Origin of the sequence: Nocardia elegans NBRC 108235 (assembly GCF_001612845.1) — a bacterium.
GTDB classification, from domain to species: Bacteria; Actinomycetota; Actinomycetes; order Mycobacteriales; family Mycobacteriaceae; genus Nocardia; species Nocardia nova.
Genome location: NZ_BDBF01000076.1, coordinates 1 through 26,225, shown reverse-complemented (window position 1 = coordinate 26,225; position 26,225 = coordinate 1). Strand labels below are relative to the sequence as shown.

Annotated in this window: 26 protein-coding genes; 10 read left to right on the top strand and 16 right to left on the bottom strand. The window is 68.3% G+C overall.

The genetic code is table 11. The annotated features are described in order from the left end of the window. Both NE2_RS32690 and NE2_RS37385 read left to right on the top strand, forming a co-directional pair. The coding region (locus tag NE2_RS32690; protein ID WP_218018713.1) for a LuxR C-terminal-related transcriptional regulator at positions 1-663 on the top strand (663 nt) is incomplete at its 5' end. A gap of 87 nt (positions 664-750) precedes the next feature. Continuing rightward, positions 751-1,503 carry a DoxX family protein gene (locus tag NE2_RS37385; RefSeq protein WP_233429956.1) on the top strand — a complete coding sequence of 251 codons (753 nt, stop codon included), beginning with the start codon at positions 751-753 and terminating at the stop codon, positions 1,501-1,503. 23 nt (positions 1,504-1,526) lie between these two features. Here NE2_RS37385 and NE2_RS32680 read toward each other — a convergent pair whose 3' ends face one another. Further along, entirely contained in the window at positions 1,527-2,357 is an 831-nt protein-coding gene (locus tag NE2_RS32680) for an RNA polymerase sigma factor SigF (protein WP_051756855.1), read from the bottom strand. Positions 2,358-2,749: 392 nt separating this feature from the next. On the opposite strand from NE2_RS32680, the gene NE2_RS32670 reads away from it, so the two are divergent. Next, the gene (locus tag NE2_RS32670; RefSeq protein ID WP_063032384.1) at positions 2,750-3,415 is read left to right on the top strand and encodes a PAS and ANTAR domain-containing protein; all 666 of its coding nucleotides are present in this window, start codon (positions 2,750-2,752) and stop codon (positions 3,413-3,415) included. Between the two features lie 21 nt (positions 3,416-3,436). Here NE2_RS32670 and NE2_RS32665 read toward each other — a convergent pair whose 3' ends face one another. Further along, complete coding sequence (locus tag NE2_RS32665; RefSeq protein WP_167356815.1) at positions 3,437-4,192, bottom strand: class I SAM-dependent methyltransferase; 756 nt, start codon at positions 4,190-4,192, stop codon at positions 3,437-3,439. A gap of 210 nt (positions 4,193-4,402) precedes the next feature. On the opposite strand from NE2_RS32665, the gene NE2_RS32660 reads away from it, so the two are divergent. Then, on the top strand, positions 4,403-4,984 hold the full coding sequence (locus NE2_RS32660; RefSeq protein ID WP_063032392.1) for a carboxymuconolactone decarboxylase family protein: 582 nt from the start codon (positions 4,403-4,405) through the stop codon (positions 4,982-4,984). A gap of 76 nt (positions 4,985-5,060) precedes the next feature. Here NE2_RS32660 and NE2_RS32655 read toward each other — a convergent pair whose 3' ends face one another. The 13 genes from NE2_RS32655 to NE2_RS32595 form a co-directional block, all read right to left on the bottom strand. Continuing rightward, entirely contained in the window at positions 5,061-5,804 is a 744-nt protein-coding gene (locus NE2_RS32655; RefSeq protein ID WP_063032380.1) for an SDR family NAD(P)-dependent oxidoreductase, read from the bottom strand. After that, positions 5,801-6,628 carry a TauD/TfdA dioxygenase family protein gene (locus tag NE2_RS32650; protein ID WP_063032378.1) on the bottom strand — a complete coding sequence of 276 codons (828 nt, stop codon included), beginning with the start codon at positions 6,626-6,628 and terminating at the stop codon, positions 5,801-5,803. Before NE2_RS32650 ends, NE2_RS32655 begins: the two co-directional genes overlap by 4 nt. A 36-nt stretch (positions 6,629-6,664) precedes the next feature. Next, positions 6,665-7,216 carry a nuclear transport factor 2 family protein gene (locus tag NE2_RS32645; protein ID WP_063032376.1) on the bottom strand — a complete coding sequence of 184 codons (552 nt, stop codon included), beginning with the start codon at positions 7,214-7,216 and terminating at the stop codon, positions 6,665-6,667. A 40-nt stretch (positions 7,217-7,256) separates the two neighbouring features. Continuing rightward, positions 7,257-8,117, bottom strand: coding sequence for an SDR family NAD(P)-dependent oxidoreductase (locus NE2_RS32640; RefSeq protein ID WP_063032374.1), 861 nt, complete (start codon positions 8,115-8,117; stop codon positions 7,257-7,259). Continuing rightward, positions 8,110-8,685 carry a nuclear transport factor 2 family protein gene (locus tag NE2_RS32635; protein ID WP_063032372.1) on the bottom strand — a complete coding sequence of 192 codons (576 nt, stop codon included), beginning with the start codon at positions 8,683-8,685 and terminating at the stop codon, positions 8,110-8,112. Before NE2_RS32635 ends, NE2_RS32640 begins: the two co-directional genes overlap by 8 nt. 52 nt (positions 8,686-8,737) lie before the next feature. Next, positions 8,738-10,171, bottom strand: coding sequence for an aldehyde dehydrogenase family protein (locus tag NE2_RS32630; RefSeq protein WP_063032370.1), 1,434 nt, complete (start codon positions 10,169-10,171; stop codon positions 8,738-8,740). 57 nt (positions 10,172-10,228) lie between these two features. Continuing rightward, entirely contained in the window at positions 10,229-11,929 is a 1,701-nt protein-coding gene (locus NE2_RS32625; RefSeq protein ID WP_063032368.1) for a thiamine pyrophosphate-binding protein, read from the bottom strand. Then, entirely contained in the window at positions 11,926-12,843 is a 918-nt protein-coding gene (locus tag NE2_RS32620) for an SDR family NAD(P)-dependent oxidoreductase (protein WP_063032366.1), read from the bottom strand. Before NE2_RS32620 ends, NE2_RS32625 begins: the two co-directional genes overlap by 4 nt. A gap of 32 nt (positions 12,844-12,875) precedes the next feature. Further along, a complete protein-coding gene (locus tag NE2_RS32615) occupies positions 12,876-14,702 on the bottom strand; it encodes a flavin-containing monooxygenase (RefSeq protein ID WP_063032364.1) in 1,827 nt (608 codons plus the stop codon). A 31-nt stretch (positions 14,703-14,733) separates the two neighbouring features. Then, the gene (locus NE2_RS32610) at positions 14,734-16,110 is read right to left on the bottom strand and encodes an aromatic ring-hydroxylating oxygenase subunit alpha (protein ID WP_063032362.1); all 1,377 of its coding nucleotides are present in this window, start codon (positions 16,108-16,110) and stop codon (positions 14,734-14,736) included. 19 nt (positions 16,111-16,129) lie between these two features. Next, entirely contained in the window at positions 16,130-16,978 is an 849-nt protein-coding gene (locus tag NE2_RS32605; protein WP_063032360.1) for an SDR family NAD(P)-dependent oxidoreductase, read from the bottom strand. A gap of 5 nt (positions 16,979-16,983) precedes the next feature. Continuing rightward, on the bottom strand, positions 16,984-18,579 hold the full coding sequence (locus NE2_RS32600) for an SMP-30/gluconolactonase/LRE family protein (RefSeq protein WP_063032390.1): 1,596 nt from the start codon (positions 18,577-18,579) through the stop codon (positions 16,984-16,986). Positions 18,580-19,093: 514 nt separating this feature from the next. Next, positions 19,094-19,795, bottom strand: a complete 702-nt coding sequence (locus NE2_RS32595; RefSeq protein WP_063032358.1) for a DUF4389 domain-containing protein — start codon at positions 19,793-19,795, stop codon at positions 19,094-19,096. A 168-nt stretch (positions 19,796-19,963) separates the two neighbouring features. Here NE2_RS32595 and NE2_RS32590 point away from each other — a divergent pair, with 168 nt between their 5' ends. Beyond that, positions 19,964-20,785, top strand: coding sequence for an LLM class F420-dependent oxidoreductase (locus NE2_RS32590; protein ID WP_063032356.1), 822 nt, complete (start codon positions 19,964-19,966; stop codon positions 20,783-20,785). Positions 20,786-20,822: 37 nt separating this feature from the next. Here the strand turns inward: NE2_RS32590 and NE2_RS32585 are convergent, their stop codons facing one another. After that, positions 20,823-21,629, bottom strand: coding sequence for a FadR/GntR family transcriptional regulator (locus tag NE2_RS32585; RefSeq protein WP_063032354.1), 807 nt, complete (start codon positions 21,627-21,629; stop codon positions 20,823-20,825). Positions 21,630-21,723: 94 nt separating this feature from the next. Between NE2_RS32585 and NE2_RS32580 the strand changes: the two genes are divergently transcribed. From NE2_RS32580 to NE2_RS32560, 5 genes are all read left to right on the top strand, one after another. Next, a complete protein-coding gene (locus NE2_RS32580) occupies positions 21,724-22,878 on the top strand; it encodes an acyl-CoA dehydrogenase family protein (protein WP_063032352.1) in 1,155 nt (384 codons plus the stop codon). Continuing rightward, positions 22,875-23,834 (top strand): acyl-CoA dehydrogenase family protein, encoded by a 960-nt coding sequence (locus NE2_RS32575; protein WP_063032350.1) that lies wholly within the window; start codon positions 22,875-22,877, stop codon positions 23,832-23,834. The genes NE2_RS32580 and NE2_RS32575 overlap by 4 nt, the downstream gene beginning before the upstream one ends. A gap of 34 nt (positions 23,835-23,868) precedes the next feature. Further along, a complete protein-coding gene (locus NE2_RS32570) occupies positions 23,869-24,687 on the top strand; it encodes an enoyl-CoA hydratase/isomerase family protein (RefSeq protein ID WP_233429955.1) in 819 nt (272 codons plus the stop codon). 3 nt (positions 24,688-24,690) lie between these two features. Further along, a complete protein-coding gene (locus NE2_RS32565; RefSeq protein ID WP_063032348.1) occupies positions 24,691-25,875 on the top strand; it encodes an acyl-CoA dehydrogenase family protein in 1,185 nt (394 codons plus the stop codon). Next, the coding region (locus tag NE2_RS32560) for an acyl-CoA dehydrogenase family protein (protein ID WP_174554008.1) at positions 25,872-26,225 on the top strand (354 nt) is incomplete at its 3' end. The genes NE2_RS32565 and NE2_RS32560, both read left to right, overlap by 4 nt.

Below are 26,225 nucleotides of genomic sequence, written 5' to 3'. Positions count from 1 at the left end.
CTGTACGGTTCGTTCGCCCGGGGCGTGGACATCGCACCGGACGGGGCGCGCCGAGCGCTGGTGGACGCGATCTCCGCGCACTGGGGGTTGGGTTCCCGATTGCTGGCCGATGTGTTCGTGCCCGGCGCCGACAGCGCCGAACGCGAACGGTTCGCCCGATTCCAGCGGCTGTCCGCGACGGCGGAACAGGCCGCCCGATCCTTGGCCGCCACATACGAACTCGACGCCACCGAGTACCTGGCGGCCGTCACCGTCCCGACCACCGTGCTGCATCGCAGGGACGATCGCGCGGTGCCTTTCGCGCTCGGCCTCGACGTCGCCCGCCGGGTGCCCCGCGCGACCTTCGTGGAACTGTACGGCGAGGACCATTTCCCGTGGCGCGGTGATGCGACCTCGGTCGCCGACGCGATTCTGCGCGGGCTGGGATATCCGGTGCGGGCCGAGCCGGCACCGCCGGGGCCCGAGGCGGTGACCGAGCGCGAGCGCGAAATTCTGCGCCTGGTCGCCGAGGGGCTCACCGACGCGCAGATCGGCGAGCGGCTGACCCTCAGTCCGCACACCGTGCACCGGCACATCGCGAACGCGCGCACCAAACTCGGCGTCCGTTCCCGCGCCGCCGCGTCGGCCGCCATCCGAACGGATCGCCCGGACCGCACATCCTGATCCCGCTTCCCCGCCCAGGTTCATCGCGGCGACACCGGGTAGCCCCGACAGTGCCGGCCGATCGGACGGCACCGAACGAAGTTGGTCATGCAGAATCTGATCCTCGGTATCGCCGTGGCCGTGATCGGCCTGGTGATCACCGCGATGCCGACGCACGGCTGTGGGCTGAGCTGGGTCCTGATCCCGATCGGCGTCTGGCAGATCATCAGCCCCTGGGGCGTGGGTGAGCGGCCCCACGGGCGTGCTCTGGACCAATGTGGTGATGGGGGCGATCGTCACCGTTCTGGGTCTGGGGGCAGCGGGGTTGCTGGTGACCTCGGCCGTCAGCGTGCGGCGACCGCGCCCATTCGGCACGACGTCCGTATGGAGATCGGCGAGCGGGGTAGTCGCCGTCACGACGGCAACTACCTCGCTCCCTCCCGGAATGGAGTTGATATGCCCTTCGACCCGATGCGTGCGGCGGCGCGCGTACTGATGGGCTCCACCTACGCGGTACTCGGCGCGGACGCGTTGCGCGAGCCCGGCGCCCGGCCGGAGGCGGCGGCGCCGACCCTCGCGGCGGTGCGTACGGTCGTACCGCTGCCCGAGGACGACAAGCTGCTGGTGCAGGTCAACGCGGGCGTCCAGGTGGCCGCCGGCGTATTGCTGGCGCTGGGCAGATTACCGCGGCTGTCGGCGCTGGCGCTGGTCGCCTCGATGGTGCCGACAACCATAGCGGGACACGCGTTCTGGGCGCTCGACGACCCCGCGGCGCGCAAGCCGCAACAGGTGCAGTTCCACAAGAATATGGCGATGATCGGCGGGCTGTTGTTCGTCGCCTCGGAGAAGCGCGGCGGATAGCCGGCACCGGCCGATTCGCCGCGCTACGGCTGTGCGACCGCGTCCTCGGGTGTGCGCCACACCCCGTCGCGCAGCGTGTCCAGAATGCGGGTCAGCAGTCGTGACACGTGCATCTGTGACACCCCGAAATGCTCGGCGATCTCCGATTGCGTTTTCGATTCGAAGAATCGCAGGACGAGGATGTCGCGGTCGCGCTGGGGCAGATCGGCGATGAGCGGCCGGACCGCGGCGGCCTGTTCGAGCAGCTCGTAGCAGGGCTCGTCTACACCGAGCGCGACGGCCGCCGTAGACGGCGTGTCGTCGCGTTCGGTGCGCGCGGCGTCGAGGGAATCGCACTGGTAGACGTTGGCGGCGACCAGCGCCTGGGTGATGTCGATGATGTCGACATCCAGCTCGGCGGCCAGCTCCCGGGCGTTGGGCGCCCGGCCCAGGCGCTGCGTGAGAGGATCGCCGGCCTTGACGATCCGGTGGCGCAGTTCCTTGTAGCGGCGGGGTACGCGGGCCGCCCAGGTGTGGTCGCGGAAGTGTTTGCGCACCTCGCCCATGATCGTGGGAACGGCGAAGCCGAGGAACGGCGCGCCACGGCCCGGGTCGAAGCGGTCCACCGCGAGTACCAGGCCCATGCGGGCGGTCTGCAGCAGATCGTCGTAGGCCTCGCCGCGGTTGAGGTAGCGGCGTGCGATGTGCTCGGCCAGGGGCAAACACAATTCGATGATGTGTTCGCGCAGCGCCCGCCGGTGCGGGTCGGTGGCGTCGAGGTCGGCGAGTTTGTCGAACCACGGTTCGATGTTGTCGTAGCTGTCGCTACGCGACCGGGCGCCTCCGGTCCGGTGGGTTCGTGCGGGATGTGTCATTCGGGCCACTCCGTTTCCGTCGTATGCGACGACATGGAGCGAGCACCTCGATCACGCAAGCTCATCGGTGCTGTGCCTGCGCACGGATGTTCGCATTCGGCTATCGTTCGCCTCGGCCTGCGCCGGAGTTTCGAAACAGGTTGGCGCGCAACGCATCTACGTGGTGCACAATCGAACGCTGGGGGGCGGGCGGATGCGCGCCGTTCGCGTACCGAACCGATCCTACGGACCCTCCGGTTTCATCGGTCGAGAACCGGAAAGGATCCGGTATCGGTTGGGCTACGGATCGGATGCCGCCGCGCATCGCCTCGGCACGGCCGCCCCGTCGGCGCCGTCGGCGGAGCATCGGCGCAGGTGAGAGGTCCTGCCGAGCGGGGGAGTAGGCTGCGACCATGGTTGGCGGCGGGCAGGATGACGGCGTCGAGCGGGTGGTGGGCGCCGGTGATCCGCAAGGCGTCGGCCGGTTCCGATTCTGGTTCGCCGAACAACGGTGGGAGTGGTCGGACGAGGTGGCCCGCATGCACGGTTACGCCCCGGGGCAGGTCGAGCCGACCACCGAGCTGCTGCTCGCGCACAAGCATCCCGACGACCGAGACCGGGTCGAGGCCACCATCGTTACCTCGGTGGAGGACCACGCACCGTTCTCCAGCAGGCACCGCATCGTCGACACCGGCGGCACGGTCCGCGACGTGCTGGTGGTGTCGGAGCCGACGCTCGATGCGTCGGGTCAGGCGATCGGCACGCAGGGCTATTACGTCGACCTCACCGAATCGGTCGACCGGGAGCGCCGGCTACTGCTCGAGGAGGAGTTGCCCGCCGTGATCGAGCGCCGGGCGGCGATCGAACAGGCCAAGGGAATACTGATGTTCGTCTACCGGATCTCGGCGGAGCAGGCGTTCCGGGTGCTGGCATGGCGATCCCAGGAAACCAACATCAAATTGCAGGAATTGGCCGCGCACCTCGTCGACGATCTGGACAGCATGCCCCCGGTGCCCGCGCCGACGCGGACCCGTCTCGATCATCTCCTGCTGACGCTCCACCGTCGGGACGAGCAGTAGCCCGTGCGCTATCGGCCGCGTCTACAGCAGCGCGCACTCGAGCAGCAGGAACAGCGGACGAGTGAAATGTTCGTCCCACCAAGGGTTTTCGCGCCGCTGCCGATCGGAGGGCCGGGGTTCGCGCAGGGTGGTGATCGCGAATCCGGCGGTGGTGAGCATTCCGATCGTCGCTTCCAGTGAGTACAGCGCTTGAACCGATGCTGCGGGGGAGTTGGTCCCCGCGACGTCGAACCGCTGTCGCACCGTGCGCCCGCCGAAATAGTCGTCGACCGTGAAACCTGTTCCGGCGCTTGTGCGTTCGCCGCGCGCGACATAGAAGCAGGGATGCATCATCAGCATCACCAGCCGTCCCGACGGACGCAGGACCCGGGCGAATTCGGTGAAGCGCCGCCCCGGCTCGAACAGTCCGTGCGGGAGGCGGTTGACCACCACCAGGTCGACACTGTCGTCGGCCAGCGGCAGTGCGGCCACGTCGGCAAGCCGGAATCGCGCGCGCGACGGATCGTGCGCCGGATGGCTCGCGGCGGCCGCGACGAATTCCGCGCAGGTGTCGACGCCGTGTACGAAACCCGCACCGCGCGTGATCAATTCGCGGGTCAGATACCCTTCACCGCATCCGGCGTCCAGGATGTGCAGGCCGGTGCACTCGCCGACGAGCGCGAGCAGCGCCGGGTCGGTGAGGCCGCTGCGGTACGGGTCGAGGTCTTCGCGCACGATGCGAATCCAGAACTCGGCGTTGGCCGCGTACGCGGCCGAGACGGGCTCGTCTCCCAGCACGTTCGCTCCCACTGCGATCGGGTCGGAATTCGGACCGAATTGTAGACGGCGGCGGCATGATCCGCACGGAACACCGTCGCGAAACAATGATGGTTTTGATAGCATTTTCCGAAGCCGGTATTCGCCGGTGGAATGCGGATTCAGGGCGGCCAGGTGCGGCCCGAATATTCATGGCCGGGTCGTATGCGCGCCGGCCGGAAGGAGTCGGTCGTGGCTCGCATATCGCCCGCGGAAAAGTCGGAGTGGTCGCCGGAACTGGTCGGCTTCATCGGAGAATTTCGTTCCTCCGTGCTCGGTGACACCCCGGCCGACACCCACCCCGCCGGCGCCAACCTGCTCGGTACGCTCGCGCGATATCCCGCGCTGGCCAAGGCATTCCTGAGCTTCAACGGCCACCTGCTGTACGGATCCACACTCGACGACCGGCAGCGCGAACTGCTGATCCTGCGCGTCGCCGCCGTCCGGAATTGTGATTACGAATGGGCCCAGCATGCGATTCTCGCCGAAATAGCGGGAATGCCGAAAGCGGAAATAGAAAGGGTCGCGGCTGGGGAGCCGGACGATGAATGGGCGACGGCCGAGAAGGCGTTGCTCGTCGCCACCGACGAATTACTGTCCGACGGTGTGGTCGGCGCCGCGACGTGGGAGATTCTGGCCGCCGAATTCGAGCCGAATCAACTCATGGATATCGTTTTCACCGTCGGCACCTACGATATGCTCGCCATGGCCTTGCGGTCCTTCGGCGTCGAACCCGAGGACGATCTGAAGCCCTATCTGCCGCGGCATCGGTAACCCGGCGTCCTGCCGGAGGCGGGGCCGGTCCCGGTGGTGAGGCCGGACGGCAGACCCGGCCCCGCCGCGACCCGCCTCAGGTGTTGCGTCCGCCGTTCACGCCGATCACCTGGCCGGTGATGTAGCCGGCCTCCTCGCTCACCAGGAATGCGCAGGCGGCCGCGATATCCTCCGGCAGCCCGATCCGCCCGACGGGAGTCGCGTCGATCTGCTTCCCGACATCGATGAAGCCGCGCTCGGCGGTGGCTCGCATCATCGGCGTATCGATGAACCCGGGCGGAATCGTGTTGACAGTGATGCCTTTTCGCGCGAACTCCAGCGCGAGCACCTTCGTCAACCCCAGCACGCCGGACTTCGAGGACACATACGCGGCCATCCCCGCCGCGCCGCTGTGCACACTCGACGAGGAGATGTTGACGATGCGTCCCCAGCCCTGCTCGACCATATCGGGCAGCACGGCCTGGCAGCAGTCGAACGTGCCGGTGAGGTTGACCGCCAGCACCCGCGCCCACTGCTGTGCGGTGATGTCGAGAAACGGCCCGGACGTGGTGATTCCGGCACTGTTGACCAGAATCGAGGGCCGTCCCAGCTCGGCCCGCACCCGCTGCACTCCGATGTCGATGGCGGCGCGGTCGGATACGTCCACGGCCACCCCGATCGCCTTACCGCCGGCCTCGCCGATCTCCCGCGCCGCGAGATCGGCCGCCGCGCCGTCCACGTCGAACACCGCCACCGGCGAGCCGTCGGCGGCCAACCGGCGCGCGATCGCGCCGCCGATTCCGGATGCGCCGCCCGTCACGATCGCTGTGCGGCCGCTCATTTGATCGACTCCTGCCCGACCAGGGTGGAGCGGTGCATGCGTCGCGGCTGCGATCGATCGAACGGGCAGGCCCGATGCACCAGACCGGTGTTGTCCCAGATCACCATGTCACCCACCGACCACCGATGGGTCAGCACCCGGTCCGGGGCGGTCGCGCGCGCCAGCAGATCGTCGAGCAGAACGCGGCCCTCGTCCTGGTCCATGCCGACCACATGATCCGCCGAGGCGCCGAAAACCAGTGAGCGGCGGCCGGATTCGTGCGTCCACACCAGCGGATGTTCCCGTCCGCCGCGACGCGCCCACTCCTCGAGCTGTTCCGGTGTCGGGTCCGCATACGTCAGCCGCTGAATGGCCTCGAAGCTGTGCCACACCCGCAACCCTTCGAACCGCCGCTTCTCCTCCTCGGACAATTGGTCGTAGGCGACGTACGTGCTCGCGAACGCGGTTTCACCTCCCGTCTCGGTCACCACGTGAGCGCTCATGATGGATGCCTTCGCCGGCACCTCGTCCATGAAACCGTCCAGATGCCAGTAGTCGTTGCTGGCGAAGTACTCCACGTTGGGGTTGTCCGGATCGAAGCTGATCTCCATCACATCCGGATTCGGGTACAGCGGAAACTGCACCAGCTCACCGAGTTTGCGGCAGAACGCGGCCTGCGTCTCGTCGTCGGCGTGCAACCGCGGGAACAGCAGCACGCCGTGTTCCTCGAGCGCGGCCAGGCACGCCTGTGGCAGGTCGTCGTCGCTGCGCAGCCGGTCGAGGTCGACATCGTCGACCCGCACGCCGACCGTTTCGCTGAGTTTGGTGGTGGTGATCGCCGGCATCCGATGCTCCTGTCTGTCGATGCTGCGCGGCTGGGGTCAGCCGGGAATGCTGCGGCGCCGCTTGTTGATCAGCGGCCGCTGGTACGAGGGATCCGTGGTGCTGCGCGACGGCACGCCGTTGAGGTGGACGCCGGGGACGTCGGCGAACGGAATCGGCATGGTCGGGACCAGGCCGGACCATTCGATGACGTTGGTGCGCAGCGTGATTCGCCATTGCCCGGCGCGCCGCTCGAGACGGTCCAGATAGCGTCCGCCGGCCAGCCAGTTGCTGTCGTCACGATTGCGGGCGGCGAACAGGTAATAGGTTTCGGTGTGCGCGGTATCGGCCTCGAGATCGCAGGTGTGATTGAGCAGATTGTGCTGGGTGGCCGACTGTCCCTGCTCATGCATGGCGCGCGCCCAGTCGTAGAGTTCGGCGGGGCCACCCACGAAATCACCGGCCGCGATGGTGGCGTCGTCGTGGAAGGCGGACAGGAACAGCGCGCGGTCGAAGCGGTCCATGCCGCGGCTGAACCGGGTCAGGCAGTCGAGAATGTCCTGCCGGTCGAGCAGGTGGGCGAGGCGATCCTGGCGGTCGGTGGCGGTCATCGTGCGAGTCCTCGGAGGCGAAGCGGTGTCGCGGCGATGCTCATATCGCCGCCCAGATGGGGGCCCCGCGGGTGGTCCGCAGGGATGGGACGGTGGCTCCGCCGACGTCGGTGACGCCGTAGCGTCGCGCCAATTCGGCGGTGATGTATGTGCCGCCGGTCAGCGACAGCAGATCCGGGTCGGTGGCGAGTCGCGCGATGACCCGGCCGGGGAACTCGGGCGTGCACGCATCCTGTGGCCGCGTCGACGGTTGCTCGCTCAGGCCGTCGACAGTGGCCAGATTGCGTTCGGCGCGCTCGGTGAGGGTCAATCCCTGCCAGAGCGAAATCGAGGTGACCCCCACGGGTTTCAACTCGACGGCCATATCGCGAGCCATCCGGTCGACCGCGGATTTGGCGGTGCCGAAGACGACACCGTAGGTGTAGGCGACGCCGGTATATCCGGAGATCGCCACGATCAGCCCCGATTGCTGTGCAGCCATGATCCGGGCGGCGTGATGGGCGGCCACGAAATTCGAGCGCACCCCGACGTCGACCATCTCCCAGTTCGACAGCGGCTTCTCCCAGAACGGCCGCGGATCGGTCAGATCCTCCGGCAGCGAGAAGGCATTGTTGACCAGGATGTCGAGGCGTCCCTGTTCCGTGCGCACCCGCGCGAACAGTGCGGCCACCTGTTCGTCGTCGCCGTGGTCGACGGCGACCGCCACCCCGGTCCCGCCCCGGTCGTCGCACGCCGCGGCGGTCGCGCCGACCGTGCCGGGAAGCGGATGCGATCCAGGGGTGCGGGTTCTGCCGGTCACGTACACCGTGGCGCCCTGTTCGGCGAGCGCGAGCGCGATCCCCTTGCCGATGCCGCGACTGGCGCCGGTGACGACCGCGACGCGGCCCGTCAGGCTACCCATCGCCGTCTTTCCTGTCGCAGACCATCGTTTCCTCCACGCGCCGTTCGAAGAACGCCGTGCTGTGGTCGGATTTCGTCCGGCCGGTGAAATGGCCGGCCGAGAACGGCGCGCCCATCAGTCCCCGCGACCAGTCGGCCGAGACGCCGAGATCCTGCGTCCAGTCGTAGAGCATGACCCGCCGCACGATGCGCCAGTGCGCAGCCCGCCGCTCGAACCGGTCGAGATAGCGGCCGCTCAGCAGCAGATCGCGATGTTCCCCACCGGTGTCGACGCGGTGATACGCGGTGACGTGCGTTTCCGCCCGCGCCACGGTGTCGTCGAGTTCGACCAGAGTTTGTCCCAGCACGTGCTGGGTGAGAACGACCGCCGCCGCGCCCGGGGTCACCCATGCCAGATAGTCGTCGAACGACCCGGCGAATATCCCGAAATCGACCGTCGCATCGGGCCAGAAGGCCGCGCGAATCGACTCGGCGTCGCGCCGGTCCTCACCGCGGGCCACGCGGGTGAGCAGGTCCCGTATGGTTTCGCGAGCGATCCACGCTTCCGGGGCGGCGGGCACGGCGGTCATCGGACCGCCGCCCCGGCGCGCGAAGCGCCGGGTGCGGGGCGCGCGGATCTTCTCACGCCCCCTCCTCCGGTGCGTATCCGAGGATCGCCTTCGTCTCGAGGTACTCCTCGAAACCGTATGCGCCCCATTCCCGTCCGTTGCCGCTCTTGCGGTAGCCGCCGAAGGGGCAGGCGAAGTCGAAGCCGTCGTTGATGGCGACCGATCCGGCGCGGATGCGGCGGGCGACCGCGCGCGCCTGCTCGAGGTCGGCTCCCGCGACGAAGCCGGCCAGACCGTATTCGGTGTCGTTGGCGATCTCGATCGCGTGATCGAGGTCGTCGTAGCCGAGAATGGTCAGGACCGGCCCGAAGATCTCCTCGCGGGCGATCGTCATATCGTTGCCCACATCGGCGAAAACCGTTGGCTTGACAAAGAAGCCGACCTCCAGCCCGTCCGGCCGGCCGGTGCCGCCGGTGACCAGGGTGGCGCCCTCCTCGATGCCCTTGCGGATCAGTGCCTGGATCTTGTCGAACTGGGCGCCGGACACCACCGGGCCCATGGCGACCTCGCCGGTCGGATCGCCGACGGTGATGCCGGCGGCGGCCTCGCGTGCGGCGTCGATCGCCTCGTTCATGCGTGCGGCGGGGACCAGCATCCGCGATCCAGCGCTGCAGGTCTGGCCGGAATTGTTCATCATCGTCACCACGCCCTTGGCGACGTTGGTGGCGAAGTCGGCGTCGTCGAGCACGATATTCGGGCTCTTGCCGCCGAGTTCCTGGGTGACCCGCTTGACGGTGGGCGCGGCGTTGCGGGCGATATCGATACCGGCACGGGTGGAGCCGGTGAACGAGATCATGTCGATACCGGGATGGCCCGACAGCGGCACGCCCACGCCCGGGCCGTCGCCCTGCACCAGATTGAACACCCCGGCGGGCACCCCGGCCGCGTCGAGGATCTCGGCGAAGATCTGCCCGGTGAACGGCGACTGCTCCGACGGTTTCAAGATGACGGTGCACCCGGTGGCCAGCGCCGGAAACACTTTGACCGCGATCTGATTCAGCGGCCAATTCCACGGCGTGATCAGTCCGCACACCCCGATCGGTTCCTTGACCACCAGCGAGGCGCCGTGGCGCTGCTCGAAGCTGTACTCGGCGAGTGCGGCGATCGCGGTATCGAGATGTCCGGCGCCCAGATCGACCTGGAAACCGCCGGCGAGCGCGGCCGGTGCGCCCATCTCCTCGGTGAGCGCCGCCGCCAGATCGTCACGGCGGCGCTGATATTCGGCCGCGACGGCCCGTAACACGGCGAGGCGGTCGGCCACAGTGGTCGCCGACCAGGTCTCGAACGCGGCCCGCGCCGCGGCCACGGCCCGGTCCACGTCCTCGGCCGATCCGGCGGCGACCTTTCCGCAGACCTGTTCGGTCGCCGGGTTGATCACGTCGATGGTCTGCGCGGTCGCCGGTTCGACCCACTGCCCACCGATGTAGAACGTCAGATATTCGCGCATGAGCCGCCTGTCCTTCTCTCCGGATGTGCTGTGGGGCTTGGTTTGTCGAGCACGGGTCTACTGCATCCCTTCGGCGTACCAGGTGCGGAATTCGTCGTAGCTCGGCATCTCCTCGGAATTGGCCTTCGGATCGACGGCGACGTGCACGACCCCCGGTTTGCCGCTGGCGAAGGCGCGTTTGACGGCCGGTGCGATGTCCTCGTCGCGTTCGACGTATTCGCCGTAGCAGCCGAATCCCTCGGCCACCTTGTCCAGCCGGACCGCGGTGCTCCAGTGCACGCCGGTTTCGAGCGACCCGTGGCCGAAGGTGCGTTTGTAGACGCCGACCTCCAGACCCCAGGCGTAGTCGACGCCGACCACACAGACCAGCGGCAGATTCAGGCGTGCGGCGGTTTCCAGTTCGGCGATCTGGAACTGGAAGGAGGAGTCGCCGGTGATCAGCATGACCGGCCGCTTGCCGCCGTCGGCCACCGAGGCGCCGATGGCATACGGCAGCCCGGTGCCCAGATGTCCGAAGTTCTGATTCCACATGACGTCGTGCGGCTTGGCCTGCGAGTACGTCCAGCCGAAAATCGTGGTGGCGCCGCCGTCCCGGGCCATGATGCCGTCGGCGGGAAACGCCTTGGTCGCCTCGACGATCAGGCGTGCGGGATGGACCGGGCTCATCCCGCTGGGCGCGGATTCGGCCAGTTCGGCCAGCCGGGCGGCGTCGCGCTCGATCCAGTCCGCCAGCTCCGGGGACGGAGTGCGGGGCGTGTCGCGCAGTGCGTCGACCAGCTGCGGAACCACCGCCCGCAGGTCGCCGACCAGCGGCACGTCGATGGGACGGTTCACCCCGATGGCGGCCGGATCCTGTTCCACCAGCATCCATGTCCGGTCCGCTTCGCCCGCCTGCCAGTGCCGGCCGCGACCGTAGTGCACGGGTTCGCCGAGTTCGGTGCCGATGGCCAGGCACAGATCGGATTGCACGACCGCTTCCACCGCCGACGGGGAGAAGCCGTAGGGGAAGGTGCGATCCTCGAGGCCGGGAATGTAGGAGGTGCCGCCGGAGGTCTGGATCACCGGGGCGGCCATGAGATCGGCCAGTCGCTTCACCGATTCCGCCGCCCGCGCGGTGTGCACGCCGTGCCCGATCAGCAGAATCGGCTGCTTCGCGGCCCGGATGTGCTCGGCCGCTTCGGCGATGCGGTCCTGGCCCGCGGTCTGTCCGACCAGGCGGTACCGATGCGGTGGCAGCGCCGGCGGCAGATCGAGTTCCTCCTCGATCACATGCGACGGATATTCGATGTACACCGGCCCCGGCGTTCCCGACAGCGCTTTGCGCAGCCCCTCGCGGATGATCTCGTCGGTCTGATCCGCATATTCGATACTGGCGCTGTACTTCACGGAATTCTCGACCAGACCGGCCTGCTGCACGAACTGGATCCGGCCGCGCCGCACCCGCTGCTCGGTGATCCGGGCTCGCTGCCCGCCCAGGAAGATGATCGGCGAATTCTCCACCTTGGCGCACATGATGGCACCGGACAGATTCGCGATACCGGGGCCCAGGGTGCCGATGCACACCGCGGCCTTCCCGGTCATCCGCGAGACGCCCTCGGCCATCATTCCGGCCGATTCCTCGTGATGCGGCGCCACCACCTTCCAGCCGCGCTCCTCGGCGCGGTGGAACAAATGGACGAAGTTGGGATCCGGAATGCCGAAGATGGTGTCGATACCCTCGGCCTCGAAAAGTTCGAGTATCCGTTCGTAAACCTTCACTGCTGCTTCCCTTCGGTCGCCATCGCGAAGCTGCGGCCGATGTGGTCGGCGTGCGCGCTCAGCGGCGGCAGGATCCACGAGTTGTCGGTGTTGCGGATGTCGTCGATGCGTGCGGCGACCTCGTCGACGGTCCAGGACGGCTGATACACCCCCGGCGTCTCGGCGATATAGGCCCGCGCCACCCGGCCCGCGATCGCGACGAGCAATTCACCGGTGAGAGAACATGATTCGTGCGCGAGATACGCGACCGCGGGGGCCACCAGTTCCGGGCGCATATCCGGATAGGCGGAGGTGTCGATGCCGGCGGCCATCCGGGTGAGAGCCGAAGGCACGATGATGTTGCAGCGCACGCCCACCTCGGCGCCCTCGAGGGCGACCACATTCGACAGCCCGATCATGCCCGCCTTGGACACGGCGTAATTGGCGACCGCCCGATTGCCGTAGATGCCGCCGATCGAGGAGGTCAGCACCACCCGCCCGTAACCGGCCTCGCTCATGACCGGAAAGGCCGCGCGCACGGTGTGGAAGGCCCCGCGCAGATGCACATCCACCACGGCCTCGAAATCCTCGTAACTCAGCTCGGTCAGCGATCCGTAGCGCACGGTGCCGGCGTTGTGGATCAGGATGTCGAGGCGCCCGAACCGGTCCAGCGCCGTGTCCACGATCGCCCGGCCGCCCTCCGGGGTGGCGACCGATGCGGTGCACGCCACGGCCGTGCCGCCCGCGGCGCCGATCTCGGCGACCACCTCGGCGGCGACTCCGGCGTCGGCGTCGTCGCCGCGCATACTGGCACCGGAATCGTTCACCACGACCTTCGCGCCGCGTTCGGCCAGCAGCAGGGCATACGCCCGGCCCAGACCGCGTCCGGCGCCGGTGACCACCGCGACGCGGTCGTCGAATCTCAGTTCGGACAACGATATATCCTCTCGCGCAACATCTTCCGGGTCTAGGTGGTCAGCGTGAGGCCGTCCATATCGCCGGCGTCACGCCAGGCCTGCAGCATTTCCTCGAGGACATAGAAACCACCCCAGAACGGGTCGCCGAGGAACGAGCGGCCGTTGGGCTCGCCCTCGCTGTTGTAATAGCCGGGGGTGCATTCCATGACGAAGGCGCTGTTGTCGACGGTGTTGGCTCGAATCGTCTGCACCCACGCCGCTTCGGCCTCCGCCGTCGGCTCCACGCGGGTCGCGCCGCGTGCCTGCGCCTGCGCGATGATGTAGGCGATGTGGTCGGCCTGCTGCTCGTACATCAGCGTGGTGGCCGCGGTGACCCCGCCCTGAATGAAGCCGGTCGCGAAATGGTTCGGGAATCCGTGCGCCATGATTCCGTGCAGCGTGCGAAAACCCTTGCCCCAGTGCTCGTACAGCGACTTCCCGTTACGGCCGGCGAACGGCGCGATGTCGAACTGGCGATCCAGCGCGGTGGTGATTTCGAAGCCGCTGGCGAAGACGATGCAGTCGACCTCGTATTCGACGCCGTGCGCGATGACGCCCTTGGGCGTGATCCGCTCCACGCCCTTGGTGTCGGAGACGTCGACCAGGGTCACATCGGGCCGGTTGAACGTCGGCAGGTATTCGTCGTTGAATACCGGCCGCTTACACATGTTGCGGTAGTACGGCTTCAACTTCTCCGCGGTCTCGGGATCGGTGACGATCTGTTCCACGCGCCGGCGCAATCGCTCCATGGCGCGGTAGTCCTCGATTTCCTTGAGCTCGAGGAACGTCGCCGGATCGGCCAGCGCGGCCCAGCCGTCGGTCTCGTTCAGTTTCGCCGCCAGATTGCGGGCGACCTCGGTCCAGCCGTCGCAGATCAGATCGGGTTCGCCGGGGGAGTAGAAGGCGAACGCGGCATTGTGGAAATTGCGTTGCCGTTCGGTGCGCCAGCCCGGCTGCAGCGAGGCCACCCATTCCGGATCGGTCGGGTGGTTGTCGCGCTCGAAGATATAGGACGGCGTGCGCTGGAAGACCGTGAGATGTTTCGCACCGCGCGCCAGATGCGGAATGACCTGCACCCCGCTGGCGCCGGTGCCGATGACGGCGATCTTCTTGTCGCCGAGGCGATCCAGGTCGCCGTGCAGGTCACCGCCGGTGTAGTCGTAGTCCCACCGCGCGGTGTGGAAGGTGTGGCCCTCGAACTCGGTGATTCCTGGGATGCCGGGCAGTTTCGGCCGGTTGTAGGGTCCCTGGCACATGATCAGGAAGCGGGCGCGGATCTCGTCGCCGCGGTTGGTGCCGATGCGCCAGCGTGCGATCTGCTCGTCCCATTCCAATGCGCGCACCAGCGTATGGAAGATCGCTTTGTCGTAGAGCCCGAAATGTTTACCGATGCGCTGGGCGTGCTCGTAGCATTCGTCGCCGTGGGAGAATTTCTCCTTCGGAATGAATCCGGTTTCCTCGAGCAGGGGCAGATAGCAGTAGGCATCGGAGTCGACCTGGATGCCCGGATACCGATTCCAGTACCAGACACCGCCGAAATCGCCGCCGAGCTCCACGATCCGGAAGTCGGTGACACCGGCCTGCTGCAACCGGTGGGCGGTGATGAGTCCGGCGAATCCACCGCCCAGGATCACGACCTCGATATCAGCGTCGATCGGGGCGCGCGGAACGACCGGCAGGTGTGGGTCGGATTCGTAGAAGTCCGCGAATTCGCCGGCGGCTTCGAGGTACTGCTGCTGGCCCTCCGGGCGTAGCCGCTTGTCGCGTTCGGCCAGATACTTCTGCCGCAGGGCCTCTCTGTCGACCTCGGGAGTCCGGGTGGGGGCGCAGGGTTTCATCGGAAAGTCCTTGTGGGGGTGGGAGTTCGGGTCATTCGAGGTCGGTCGGCGCGCCGGTGCCCATATACCTCGCGAGGTTGTGGTGCAGGTTGACGATCGTGCGCTCGCGGTACGGATTGGGTTTCGGACCGGAGAAGCCGCGGGATTTCATGCCCTGCTGAACGGCGGCCATATTGTCGAAATCCTGTGGCAGCACGGTCCGCCAGCCCGGATCGCCGACCGGGGTGTAGATCCACTCGGTCTCCGGTTCCGCACCGGGCGGGAACAATTCGAAGACCGCGGCCTCGAAGATGCACTTGTCGGGGTCGTAGCCGTAGGGCCGGAATCGGTAGCACAGCATGTTGTTCAGCGCGTGCCCGATCTGGAAATTGGGGAAGATCTGCCAGGCGGTGCCGCTTTTCGCGACGATCTCCGGATCGACGGTCGGCCACACCACGCCGCGTTCGGCATCTTCTTTGCGGCAGGTGTCGAGCCAATAGCGCATCACCTGGTCGGGCGGAGTGTCGGCGGGGAGTTCGTCGGCGAGGCGATTCGCGACCTCCACCATCGTCTCGGTGGTGTTGGTGTTGGCGTTCTCCCAGGTGAAATTCTGCAGCTGCGCGGTCGAGATCCGGGCATCGGGACCGGCGCCGATCCGCAGCTTGCCCTGGTTCTCCTCCATCCCCTTCGGAGCGTCGTAGCCGATATTGCTGTGCCGGCCCTGGGCGCGGCCCCAGCCGAGGAAATTGCCGAAATTCATGAATTCCGGATGGGTGTAGGGGACGTGATAGGTCTCCATGAACGCCTCGAAGGCGACCTTCCAATTGCAGTCGAAGGTCAGCCACCGCCGCCAGCGGTACCGCATGTTCTCCAGGTGGAACGGATCCAGCAGGGAGGCAGCGGGTTCCAGATAGTCGCGCAGCGATTCGCAATCGGGATCGAGATTGATCCAGATCCAGCCGCCCCAGGTGTCGATGCGCACCGGCGCCAAACCGTCGTTGCGTTCGGTCAGTCCGCAGGTCCAGTCGCCGCGTTCGGGCACGAAGGTGTTGCGGCCCTCGAGGTCGTAGCGCCAGCCGTGGAATCCGCAGACGAACTGTTTGCGCCGCCCGTGTGCGTCATGGGCTCCGGGCGGGGTGTCGACCAGGCGGCGGCCGCGGTGCGCGCACACATTGTGGTAGGCGCGCAACGTATCCCGCGCCGTGCGCACGACGATGATCGAGTCGTCGAGGATGTCGTAGGTGAGGAAATCGCCGACGCGGGGCAGTTCCTCGACGCGGCACACCTGCTGCCACACCTTCGCCCACAGCTTGTCGCCCTCGGCGCGGGCGTACTCGGGACCGATGTAGGCCTCGACGCCGATCGTCATGGGTGTCGACAACGGTGGCGTCGCGGTCGTTTCGGTGATGCTGTCGGCAGTATCGGTCATGACTTCTCCTGACGGCGTCTCAGCGTGTGATGGCGGCACGGAACCCGTCGTCCTCGAGGAACAACGAGGTGTTGTCCGCGCCCAGATGGGTCCATTTCAAGTTCAGCCCGCCGTCGACCAGCACCGTCTGCCCGGTGATGTAGCTGGAGAGTTCGGACAGCAGGAACAGGATCGGCCCGGCCTGTTCGTCCGGCCGGGCGCGGCGGCCCATGGCGATGGCACGGCGATCGCGCTCGGGATCGGCGCCCACGTAGGTGCCCGAGGCCGGGGTCGCGGTGACACCCGGGGCGACCGCGTTGACGCGGATTCCGTCGAGTGCCAGTTCGGCGGCCAGGGTCCGGGTCGCGGCCACGAGTGCGGCCTTCGCGGTGCCGTAGGCGATGTGGAAGGGGGCGGCGTTCATCCCGCTGATCGACGACAGCGACACGATGGATCCCGGCAGCCCCCGCGATCTCAGTTCGGCGGCGACCGCCTGGCTGAAGAAGAACATCGTCTCCAGATTCCATTCGAGCAGTGCCCGCCAGTCCGCGCGGGTGACCCGGGTGGCCGGCATCCAGGTCGCGGGTGCGGCGCCACCGGCGATATTGACCAGGCCGTACAGGTCGCCCTCGGCCGCGCGCGCGTGATCGAGCACCGTCGCGATGCCCTCGTCGGTGGCGGCGTCGGCGGCCACCGGCACGATCGGAAGTCCCTGTGCCGCAAGCGGTGCGATATCGGCGTCGAGTTTGTCGCGGGAGCGGCCCACCGCGATCACCCGGGCCCCCGCCTCGGCGATGCGACGGGTGACCGCCGTGCCGATGCCGCCTCCGCTGGCGCCGGAGACGATGACGACCCGGCCGTCGAGTCCGAAGAAGTCGTTGACCGTCATCGTTCTCACCGGCCGTCGCGCCGGATGGCGAGGACGCTGCCCTCGGCATCACCGGAGAGGTAGAGCGTGCCGTCGGGCCCGGCGGCGATACCGCTGAACGGTCCCTGCGGTCCGGAGAACGGCAGCAGGCCCTTCAACGGTTTGGGTGTCACCCCGGGCGGGGCGCCCACCGGCAGATTCCGCGCGATCACCTGGCGCGCTTCGGTTGTCGGATCCAGGCCGATCAATTCCTTGGCCTCGACGTCCACGATGTACACGACACCGGCGTGGACCGCCAGCCCGTGCGGCCGGCCGAGCCCGTCGGCCACCGTATCCACCGTCGAACCGTCGATCGCCGCCACCCGGCCCGCGCCTGCCTCGGCGACCAGGCAGATGCCGGAGGCGGTGAATGCCACGCCCATCGGATCGTGCAGTCCGCTCGCCAGCAGTTCGGTGCGCCCATCGCGTACCGCGTGCACGGTGCCGGTGCCCCGGTCGGCGACCGCGACGGTGCCGTCGGGTGCGACCGCCACACCGTAGAGCTGGTCGAGCCCGTCGACGAGCACCTCGCTCTCGTTGGCGGCCGGGCGATAGCGCGAGACCGACCCGTTGCCCGTGACGATGAGCTCACCGCCGCCCGTCGCGGTGAGTCCGCGGATATAGCCCGGGTAGCCTGGGCTGAAAAGCATTCCGGCGGTGTACAACTCGCCGCCCGGCGGGACGGCGAGCAGGAAGGTGCCGTCCGCGATGAAGAGGGTGCCGTCCGGGCCGACAGTCAGGTCCAGCGGCCAGGTCAGTCCGTCGGCGAGGGCGGTGCGGGTGGCGCCGCCGGCGAGGATTTCGGTGATCTTGCCGGTGAAACTGGAGACGAACAGCCGCTCGCCGACGAAGGTCAGATTGTCCAGGCCCGGCCCGACGGTCGCCAGGACGGTTCGCTCGCCGTTGCGCGGATCGATCCGGAGTACCTCACCGGTGGCGACCTGGGTGGAGACGATGCAGCCGGTGGCGTCGAATTTGACCGCGTCCGGTCCGCCCAGGTCGGCCGCGACCCGCTCGGGTTCGCCGCCGTCGGGATCGATGCGCCAGATCTCGTTGCTGCCCAGCAGCGGATAGTAGAGCTTGCCGTCGGGCCCGACCTCGAGGGCGTTCGGCATCGGCAGGCCGTCCAGCAGCACCCGCGGCGCGCCGCCGGCCAGGTCCACTTCCATCAGCCGCCCGCCCGGGCGGCATTCGTCGACGAACAGCCGGCCCCGGTGAAAGGTGATGCCGTTGGCGCCGGGGAGATCGTCACGCAGCACCCGGGTTTCGCCCTTGCCGTCGCGAATGCTGACGCGGCCGTCGTAGTACTCGGTGATGTAGAGCTCACCGTCGGGTGCGAAGGCGATGTCGTCGGGCGCGACGATATCGCTGCCCATCGCGCTGATGGTCTCCAGATCGCCGGAATTCGGGTCCAGGGCGCTGATCTGGCTGCCCGCCACCTGCGCGACGTAGATCCGCCCGTCGGCGCCGGTGCGAATGCCGTTGGCGCCGAACAACCTGCTCGGTGCGGTGATGCGGTCGAGGGTCCACCCGTCGGCGACGCTCGCCGCGGTCGAGGTGAGGTAGCGCGCCGGTGTAGTCACCGCGAAGCCTCCGTAGTGCTCTGGGAAGTTCTGGGACGAGGAATCACTCGATTCGGTGTCGGCACCGGGTCTCGCCGCGAGACGATAGTGATGTATGACACCTTCTCGTTTGTGGAGAGCGTAGTTCTCCACTTCCTATCATTCAAGTGTTGTTATCATTGACAGGATTGACGTAGCATGCGCTAGCTACCGATCGTCACCTGCGGCGATGCCGGCAGGGCGCGATCGCGTTTCTGCACTACGGGACCGCTGTGGGTGTGGTGTATTTCGCGGTCGGCCCGTTGCCGGCGGCGATGTTTCCCGATGTCGGGTGGAATCTCGGCAGGGTTTCGGCGGCGCTGCTCGTGCGCGGACTGCTCGCGGCCGGGAGGGGCCCCTTGACAGGCCGGCTGGTCTCACGCTTCGGCGTGCGGACGACCGTGCGGGCCGGTGGCGTGACCAACTCCGGGTACAGGGCTACACACCGGCCGGCGCCCGGCCGTCGCGGCTGCGGCCGGCGCCGACCAGGGAGTGATCAGACCGGATGACCGGATTCGGGTGGGCGCGAGGCGTTTTCGGGTTCGCGCGGCCCCTGGTCCAGCCGGAACGGCGGGTACTCGTCACGCATCAGCGACACGTAGGCCCGGACTCGCAGCGTCCACCGATTCATGCCGAGTACGAAGGCGAACAGGCCGTTCGGATAGCGGCCGGTGAACAGCAGCGCGATCGCCGCGATCAGCACGAGGATGCCGAGCAGCGGAATCCAGATGACGGCGGTCCCCTCGTCGTCACTGCCCCAGTACCGTGAGCTGCCGACGAAGGCCCAGACGATCAGATACTGGGGGATCGCCAGCAACCACCATTTGATCAGGACCAGACCCCGGTGCAGCCGCTCGGGATAGTCGACCTCGAGGTCGGCCGGATAGTTCTCGTCCGGCCGCAGACTGAACGGCGGGTACCGGTCGGTGCCGAGTGCCGAGAGCGCGTAGAACCGCACGCGCCACGACCAGCGCAGGACACCGACGGTGAAATCGAACAGTCCGCGTGGATAGCGGCCGGTGATCAGGATGGCGAAGAACGCGATGACCGTCACCACCGCATAGGCGATATGCAGGAAGAACAGCACGATGTAGTGCGGGATGGCCAGAATCCACTTGACGATCCACTGCCAGCGCGACAGCGCGGGATCCAGATCGCCGCGCACGCGGACCGGGTAGGGAGATGCCTCGGGTTGCATGTCACGCTCCTCTCGGCGGTCGCGGCCCAGCCGAGCCGCGTCGGATATGCACGATTGTTTCGCATTCACGCTGCGCGCAGGGGCAATTCGGGCCGGTGCGCGTCGCCGGGCCGGAACGCGCGGCCGTGCCGGGGAATACCCGGCGGCGAGGGTGAGGTTCGGCCACGTATGAAGATCGGAGTCAACACCTTCCTGACCGATGAGGGCATCGGTCCCCGGGTGCTCGGGCCGGCGCTCGAGGAGCGCGGATTCGAATCGCTGTTCCTCGCCGAACATTCCCACATTCCGGCGAGCCGGGAAACGCCGTACCCGGGCGGCGGCGAGCTCCCGCGTGTCTACTACCGCACCTTCGATCCGTTCGTGGCGCTCGCCGCGGTGGCGGTCGTGACCGAGCGCCTGGTGCTCGGCACCGGGGTCACCCTGCTGATCCAGCGCGATCCGATTCACACCGCCAAGGAGGTGGCCACCCTCGACCACCTCTCCGGTGGGCGGGTGGTCTTCGGCGTCGGCGTCGGCTGGAATCGTGAGGAGATGGCCGACCACGGCACCGACCCGCGCACGCGCGGAGCCCTGCTCGACGAGCAGCTGGCCGCGATCCGGGCGATCTGGACCCAGGATCTGGCCGAATACCACGGCCGCTTCGTCGATTTCGATCCGATCTTCGCCTGGCCGAAGCCGGTGCAGCGTCCGCATCCGCCGATCTTCGTCGGTGGCGGGGAGGTCGCGGCCCGGCGTGCGGTGCGCCTCGGTATCGGCTGGGTGCCCAACGGCGTTTCCGACCCGGCGCAGGTGCCGGACCAACTGGCCGCCGTCGGCGACAGCGACATCCCGATCGCGATCACGCCGGTCGCGCCCGATCCCGCATTGCTGGATGCCTATGCCGAGGCCGGTGTGCAGCGGGTGACCCTGGCACTGCCGACCCTGCCGGAATCGGAATCGCTGCGCGCCCTCGACGAATTCGCGGCGGTCGCGCAGCGCTACCGCGACTGAATTCGCGATGTGCTGTGCCGCAGCACTTTCGCTTGCGTTACAGCCGGGCGCGGGGACCCGCGGCGATCGCCTGGCGTGCCATGTCCGAGGACGCGTTCACCACGCCGGAGTCGTAGCGCTCCAGCACGACGGACTGGGTTGCCCGCAGGTGAGCGCGGGCCAGGCGTTCGGCCTCGGCGTCGTCGCCGTCGGCGATCGCGGTGACCAGGCGGGCGTGCACCCGGGCGGCGTCGTGGGCCTGCGGTTTCGACGGGTACTCACCGCGCCGGGTGAGCGTCTCGGCCCAGGCCTGCTCCTGTGCCGACCACAGGGTGACCAGGCTCGACACCACGCAGCGCACGGTCGCGTTCGGGGTGAAAGCGACCACCAGATCGTGGAATTCGCGGGCGGTGCGGGTGAAGGCGACGCCGTCGCCGACCACTTCTTCGCAGGCGTGGATATTGGCCTCGAGCGCTGGAACCACCACTTCGGCGCGATCGGGGCGGCGAGCGCATTCGGCGGCGCACAGCGGTTCGAGCATCTGCAAGGCGGCCGCCAGATCGCCGAGGGTGACCCGCGCTCCCTGTAGCGCCAGACCCAGGTGATAGGCCGCGGAGGATTCGTCGGGCCGGTGGACCTCCGCGCCGCCGACATTGCCGCGCCGCACGGTGACCAGTCCCTCGGTCTCGAGGATGCGCAGCGATTCCCGGATCGAGGGATAGCTGACGCCGAATTCCTTCACCAGTTGGTCCTGGGTGGGCAGGCGATAGTCGTCGTCGCCGGACAGGATGCGGGTGCGCAGCTCGGAGGCGACCGTTTCGGCGATGCGGCGCTGCGGAATCCGCCCGCGACGCGCGGTGGTCACGCGGGCTGCCTTTGGTCCATGCACGGATTCTAACCAGCTGGTGCTGACCATTCAAATATTGCTATCCTTATGAGGATTGACGTACCGTCGGGTGATGGACTTCACGATGGGGGAGGCCGCCGGCGCGCTGCGAGATGAATTGCGGCGCTTGGTGTCCCAGCACGTCCCCGCCGATTTCCTGGGCGCCTTCACCGACGACCCGGCAGATCTCGCGGTCGCGCAGCGTTTCTGCGGAGTTCTGGCCGAGCGCGGGCTCCTGTGCGCGGCGTGGCCCCGGGAATTCGGCGGGCGCGGCGGATCGGTGTGGGAGCAGACGGTGGTCCGCGAGGAGATGTGGGCCCATCACGAGCCGCGCGGCGCCCAGTACATGGGGGTCAACTGGGTGGGGCCGGCGCTGATGCGGCACGGCACTCCGCAGCAGCAGCGCACCCACCTGCCGCCCATAGCGCGCGGCGAGGTGATCTGGTGTCAGGGATTCAGCGAACCCGAGGCAGGGTCGGATCTGGCCTCGCTGCGCACCACCGCCCGCCGCGACGGCGACGGCTGGCTGATCAGCGGCCAGAAGATCTGGACCTCCTACGCCACCATGGCGCAGTGGTGTTTCCTGTTGGCGCGCACGGCCACCGGTGAACGCAAACAGCAGGGGCTGACTATCTTCCTGGTGCCGATGACCGCGCCGGGGGTCCAGGTCCGGCCGATCCGGGCCATGGTGGGGCCGCATCATCTGAACGAGGTCTTCTTCGACGAGTTGCGGGTCACCGAGGCCGATGTGCTCGGCACGGTCGGCGACGGCTGGAAGGTCGTGCAGGAGGTGCTGGCCTTCGAACGCGTCGGCATCGCCCGCTATGCCCGGTGTGAGCGACTGCTGCGTGCGGCCCCGGAAGTGCTGGGCGATCGCTGGGCGGAGGTGCCGGCCGAATTGCGTGGGCGCTGGGCGCGCATGCTGGTGCACTGCCGCCGCGCGCGGTTGCTGGCCTACCGGGTGGTCGCCATGCAGCACGAGGACCGAGTGGCGCCCGGCGACGCCGCCGCCTATCGGATCGCGGTCACGCGGCTCGACCAGGACAGTGCCGAAGTCCTCACCGAATTGGCCGATCAGCTCGACACCGCACCGGATGCGCAGCGCGAGAGCTGGTTTCGCCGTGCCGTCGCCGATCATTGGCGGTATTCGCAGGCCGCGACCATCGCCTCGGGAAGTATCGAAATGCAGCGGCTGTTGTTGTCGCGGGCACTGCTGGGGGCGTCGTGAACATCGATCTGAGCCGGGAGGCCGCCGACTACGGCAGGGAGGCGAGCCGGGCCTTCGAGGCCGCGGGCGGGGATCGGCTGATCCAGGACGCCGAGGCCCATCCGTTCCGTCGTGCGCAGCTCGTCGCGCCCGTGCTGGCCGGACTCGGTGCGTGGGAGCTGGATCCGCGTCGCGACCGCGACGATCTGGAGGCCGCCGGGGCGCTGTGCCGCAGTGCCGGCTACTGGGCGCTGCCGTATCCGCTGGCCGAACGGCTGGCACGGCCGCTCGACGCCGACGCCGACGGTCTGGTGGTGGTCACCGAATCGCGCCCTCGGGGCGCGGTCGCCGAGCTGGAGGTGCGGTGGGCGGCAGTCACGTTGGAGGGCAAGCTCTTCCAGGCGCGGGCGCTGCCCGACGGTGCGTCGCCACGCACCTCCGCCTTCGTGACACCCTTGGCGCTGACCTCGGTCGGGGCGGTCGGCAGCGCGGATGCGGCCCTCGCGCTGACACTGAGCTGCTGGACGCTGCTGGGCATGCTGGACCGCGCCCTCGATCTCACCCGCTCCCACGTCCTGATGCGCACCCAGTTCGGACAGCCACTCGCGAAATTCCAGGGCGTGCAGTTTCAGCTCACCGACGCCGAGGTCGAACGCAGCGGGGTGGACGTCCTCGCGAAATACGCCTTGTGGAGCGTCCAGTGCGGCGGGGAGGATGCTCTCGGCGACGCGCTCGCGGCGCGGGTGGCCGCGCTCGATGCCGCGGAAACCGTCTTCCGGGTCGCCCACCAGCTGCACGGGGCCGTCGGCTTCTGCGACGAATCGCCGCTGTCGTGGTTGTCGCGCTACAGCCTGCCGTTGCGCCGGCTGCCGTGGGCGAGTTCCGGCACACGCGATCGACTGACCCGCCATCTCGGCACGCGGGGGCTGCCCGGGCCGTTCGACGGCGAGGAGGCAGTCGATGCGACATGGCAGTGAGTGCAACAGTGCGTCGAATGCGAAAGTGCGGTAAGTGCCTGTGACGGAAGATATTCCGAACCGCGATATCGCGAACTACGACCTGCCCGACGTGCTGACCGTGACGGGCGGCGGGCCGGTCCGGACGGTGACCATCAACCGTCCCGGCGAGTTGAACGCCGTGAACGAACCGCTGCACTGGGCACTGGCCAATGTCTGGCGACAGCTGGCGGCCGACACCGCGGCGAAGGTCGTCGTCGTCACCGGCGCCGGGCGGGCCTTCAGCGCGGGCGGCGATCTGGACTGGATCACCTCCTTCCTCGACGATCCGGTGGCGCGGGAGGAAAGCCTGCGCGAAGGTGCGCAGATCATCGAGGAGATATTGCGGTTCCCGCTGCCGGTGATCGCCGCGGTCAACGGTCCAGCCATGGGACTGGGCGCGAGCGTGGCCGTCCTGTCGGATGTGGTGTTGATGTCGCGCAGCGCGTATCTGGCCGATCCGCATGTGAGCGTGGGGCTGGTCGCCGGTGACGGGGGCGCGGCCTTCTGGCCGCTGCTCACCCCGCTGCTGCGCTCGCGCGTCTACCTCTACACCGGCGACCGCATCGACGCCCCGACCGCCGTCGACCTGGGACTGGCCACCTCGGTCTCCGAACCGGAGAACCTGCTCGACGACGCGTCGCGGCTGGCACAGCGGCTCGCCGCGCAACCGGCGCCGGCGCTGCGAGCCACCAAGCGCGTGGCGAATATGTATCTGTCGCAGGCGCTCTCCGGTGCGATGCAGGCCGGATTCGCCGCCGAATCGGTCACCATGTGCTCACCCGAACATCGTGAACGGCTGCTGGCGCTGCGGCGCGCGGCGGCCCGGAGGTAGCCGATGGATGTACCGGCCGAATTCCGGGAGCAGGTGCGGCGCTGGTGTGCGGCGAATATCCCGCCCGACTGGCGGGCGCGCCAGACCGGTGCCACCGACGCGGAATTCGTCGAATTTCAGCAGGAGTGGTTCCAGCGCCTGCGCGCCGCGGGCTTCGCGGTGCCGCACTGGCCGAGTGAGTGGGGCGGCGGCATGCCGGTCGCACAGCAGGCGGTGCTGTACTCCGAACTCGCCGCGCACGACGCGCCGCGGCTGGTGCTGGCGTTCGTCTCGATCCATCATGCGGCCGCGACGCTGCTGGCCGCGGGTACCGCCGCGCAACGCGAGCGGCATCTGCCGGCGATTCTGGACGGGGAGATCTGGTGTCAGGGCTTCTCCGAACCGGACGCCGGATCGGATATGGCGGCCTTGCGCACCTCCGCCCGCCGCCGCGGCGACAGCTACGTGGTCAACGGCCGCAAACTCTGGGCCAGCGGCGCGGCGTTCGCCGACTGGTGCCTGCTACTGGCACGCACCGACCCGAAAGCTTCGCAGCGGCACGGTATTTCGTACTTCCTGCTCGATATGCGCTCGCCCGGGGTGGACGTGCGGCCGATCCGGCAGGCCACCGGGGAGTGGCATTTCTGCGAGATCGTCCTCGACGACGTCGAGATTCCGGCGGCGAATCTCATCGGTCCCGAGCATGGGGGCTGGCAGGTGGCGCAGCGAACACTGGGCGCCGAACGCGGGTTGACGATGCTCGAGCTGGCGGAACGGCTGGCGCACGGCGGTTTCCGGCGACTGGTCGAACTGTGCGCGCGACCGCGCCCCGGCGGCGGGTGTGCGCTGGACGATCCAGCGGTCGCCGACCGGGTGGCGCAGCTGGAGACCGAACTGAACGGCCTGCGGGGAGTGTGCGCGGATCTGGTCGCGGCCGAGCGGACCGGCCCGGCCGACGCCTCGATCGTGAAGTTGTACTACAGCGAACTGCTGCAGCGGATGACGGACTTCGGGACGGAGGTGGCCGGCGTGAGCGCCCATACCGTGCTGCGCAAACCGCGATCCAGCGGGTGGGAGTCGGGGGCCTGGATGCTCGATTTCCTCGGCTCGTGGGAGTGGACCATTCCCGGCGGCACCAGCGAGATCCAGCGCACCATCATCGGGGAGCGCGGACTCGGCCTGCCCCGGGAACCGGCGGTGCCGCGATGACCGGACAGCTGTCGGAGCCGGTGACCGGCTTCGCGGAATTGCACGACGACCTGCGCGCGGTGGCACGGCGCGTACTCGGCGCGACCGCACCGGGCGAGCCGCAGGACTGGACGCCGATCGCGGCCTCGGGGTGGCCGGGGCTCGAGGTGGCCGCCGAATTCGACGGTGCCGCCGCGACATTCGCCGAAGTGGCGGTGGTGCTGCGGGAAATGGGCCGCGCCCTCACCCGCAGCCCCTACGCCTCGATGGCGGTGCTGGCACTGCCCGCGCTCGCCGCGGTGGCGCCGGGCGCCGCACGCGACCGGCTGTTGCGCGCGGCGGCCGACGGCGCGGCCGTGCCGATCGTGGTC

Bases quoted from the DNA above. Each gene is read 5' to 3' on its own strand.
- NE2_RS37385 (WP_233429956.1), top strand. From the start codon at position 751: ATGCAGAATCTGATCCTCGGTATCGCCGTGGCCGTGATCGGCCTGGTG.
- NE2_RS32680 (WP_051756855.1), bottom strand. From the start codon at position 2,357: ATGACACATCCCGCACGAACCCACCGGACCGGAGGCGCCCGGTCGCGT.
- NE2_RS32670 (WP_063032384.1), top strand. From the start codon at position 2,750: ATGGTTGGCGGCGGGCAGGATGACGGCGTCGAGCGGGTGGTGGGCGCC.
- NE2_RS32655 (WP_063032380.1), bottom strand. From the start codon at position 5,804: ATGAGCGGCCGCACAGCGATCGTGACGGGCGGCGCATCCGGAATCGGC.
- NE2_RS32650 (WP_063032378.1), bottom strand. From the start codon at position 6,628: ATGCCGGCGATCACCACCACCAAACTCAGCGAAACGGTCGGCGTGCGG.
- NE2_RS32645 (WP_063032376.1), bottom strand. From the start codon at position 7,216: ATGACCGCCACCGACCGCCAGGATCGCCTCGCCCACCTGCTCGACCGG.
- NE2_RS32640 (WP_063032374.1), bottom strand. From the start codon at position 8,117: ATGGGTAGCCTGACGGGCCGCGTCGCGGTCGTCACCGGCGCCAGTCGC.
- NE2_RS32635 (WP_063032372.1), bottom strand. From the start codon at position 8,685: ATGACCGCCGTGCCCGCCGCCCCGGAAGCGTGGATCGCTCGCGAAACC.
- NE2_RS32630 (WP_063032370.1), bottom strand. From the start codon at position 10,171: ATGCGCGAATATCTGACGTTCTACATCGGTGGGCAGTGGGTCGAACCG.
- NE2_RS32615 (WP_063032364.1), bottom strand. From the start codon at position 14,702: ATGAAACCCTGCGCCCCCACCCGGACTCCCGAGGTCGACAGAGAGGCC.
- NE2_RS32610 (WP_063032362.1), bottom strand. From the start codon at position 16,110: ATGACCGATACTGCCGACAGCATCACCGAAACGACCGCGACGCCACCG.
- NE2_RS32605 (WP_063032360.1), bottom strand. From the start codon at position 16,978: ATGACGGTCAACGACTTCTTCGGACTCGACGGCCGGGTCGTCATCGTC.
- NE2_RS32595 (WP_063032358.1), bottom strand. From the start codon at position 19,795: ATGCAACCCGAGGCATCTCCCTACCCGGTCCGCGTGCGCGGCGATCTG.
- NE2_RS32590 (WP_063032356.1), top strand. From the start codon at position 19,964: ATGAAGATCGGAGTCAACACCTTCCTGACCGATGAGGGCATCGGTCCC.
- NE2_RS32580 (WP_063032352.1), top strand. From the start codon at position 21,724: ATGGACTTCACGATGGGGGAGGCCGCCGGCGCGCTGCGAGATGAATTG.
- NE2_RS32565 (WP_063032348.1), top strand. From the start codon at position 24,691: ATGGATGTACCGGCCGAATTCCGGGAGCAGGTGCGGCGCTGGTGTGCG.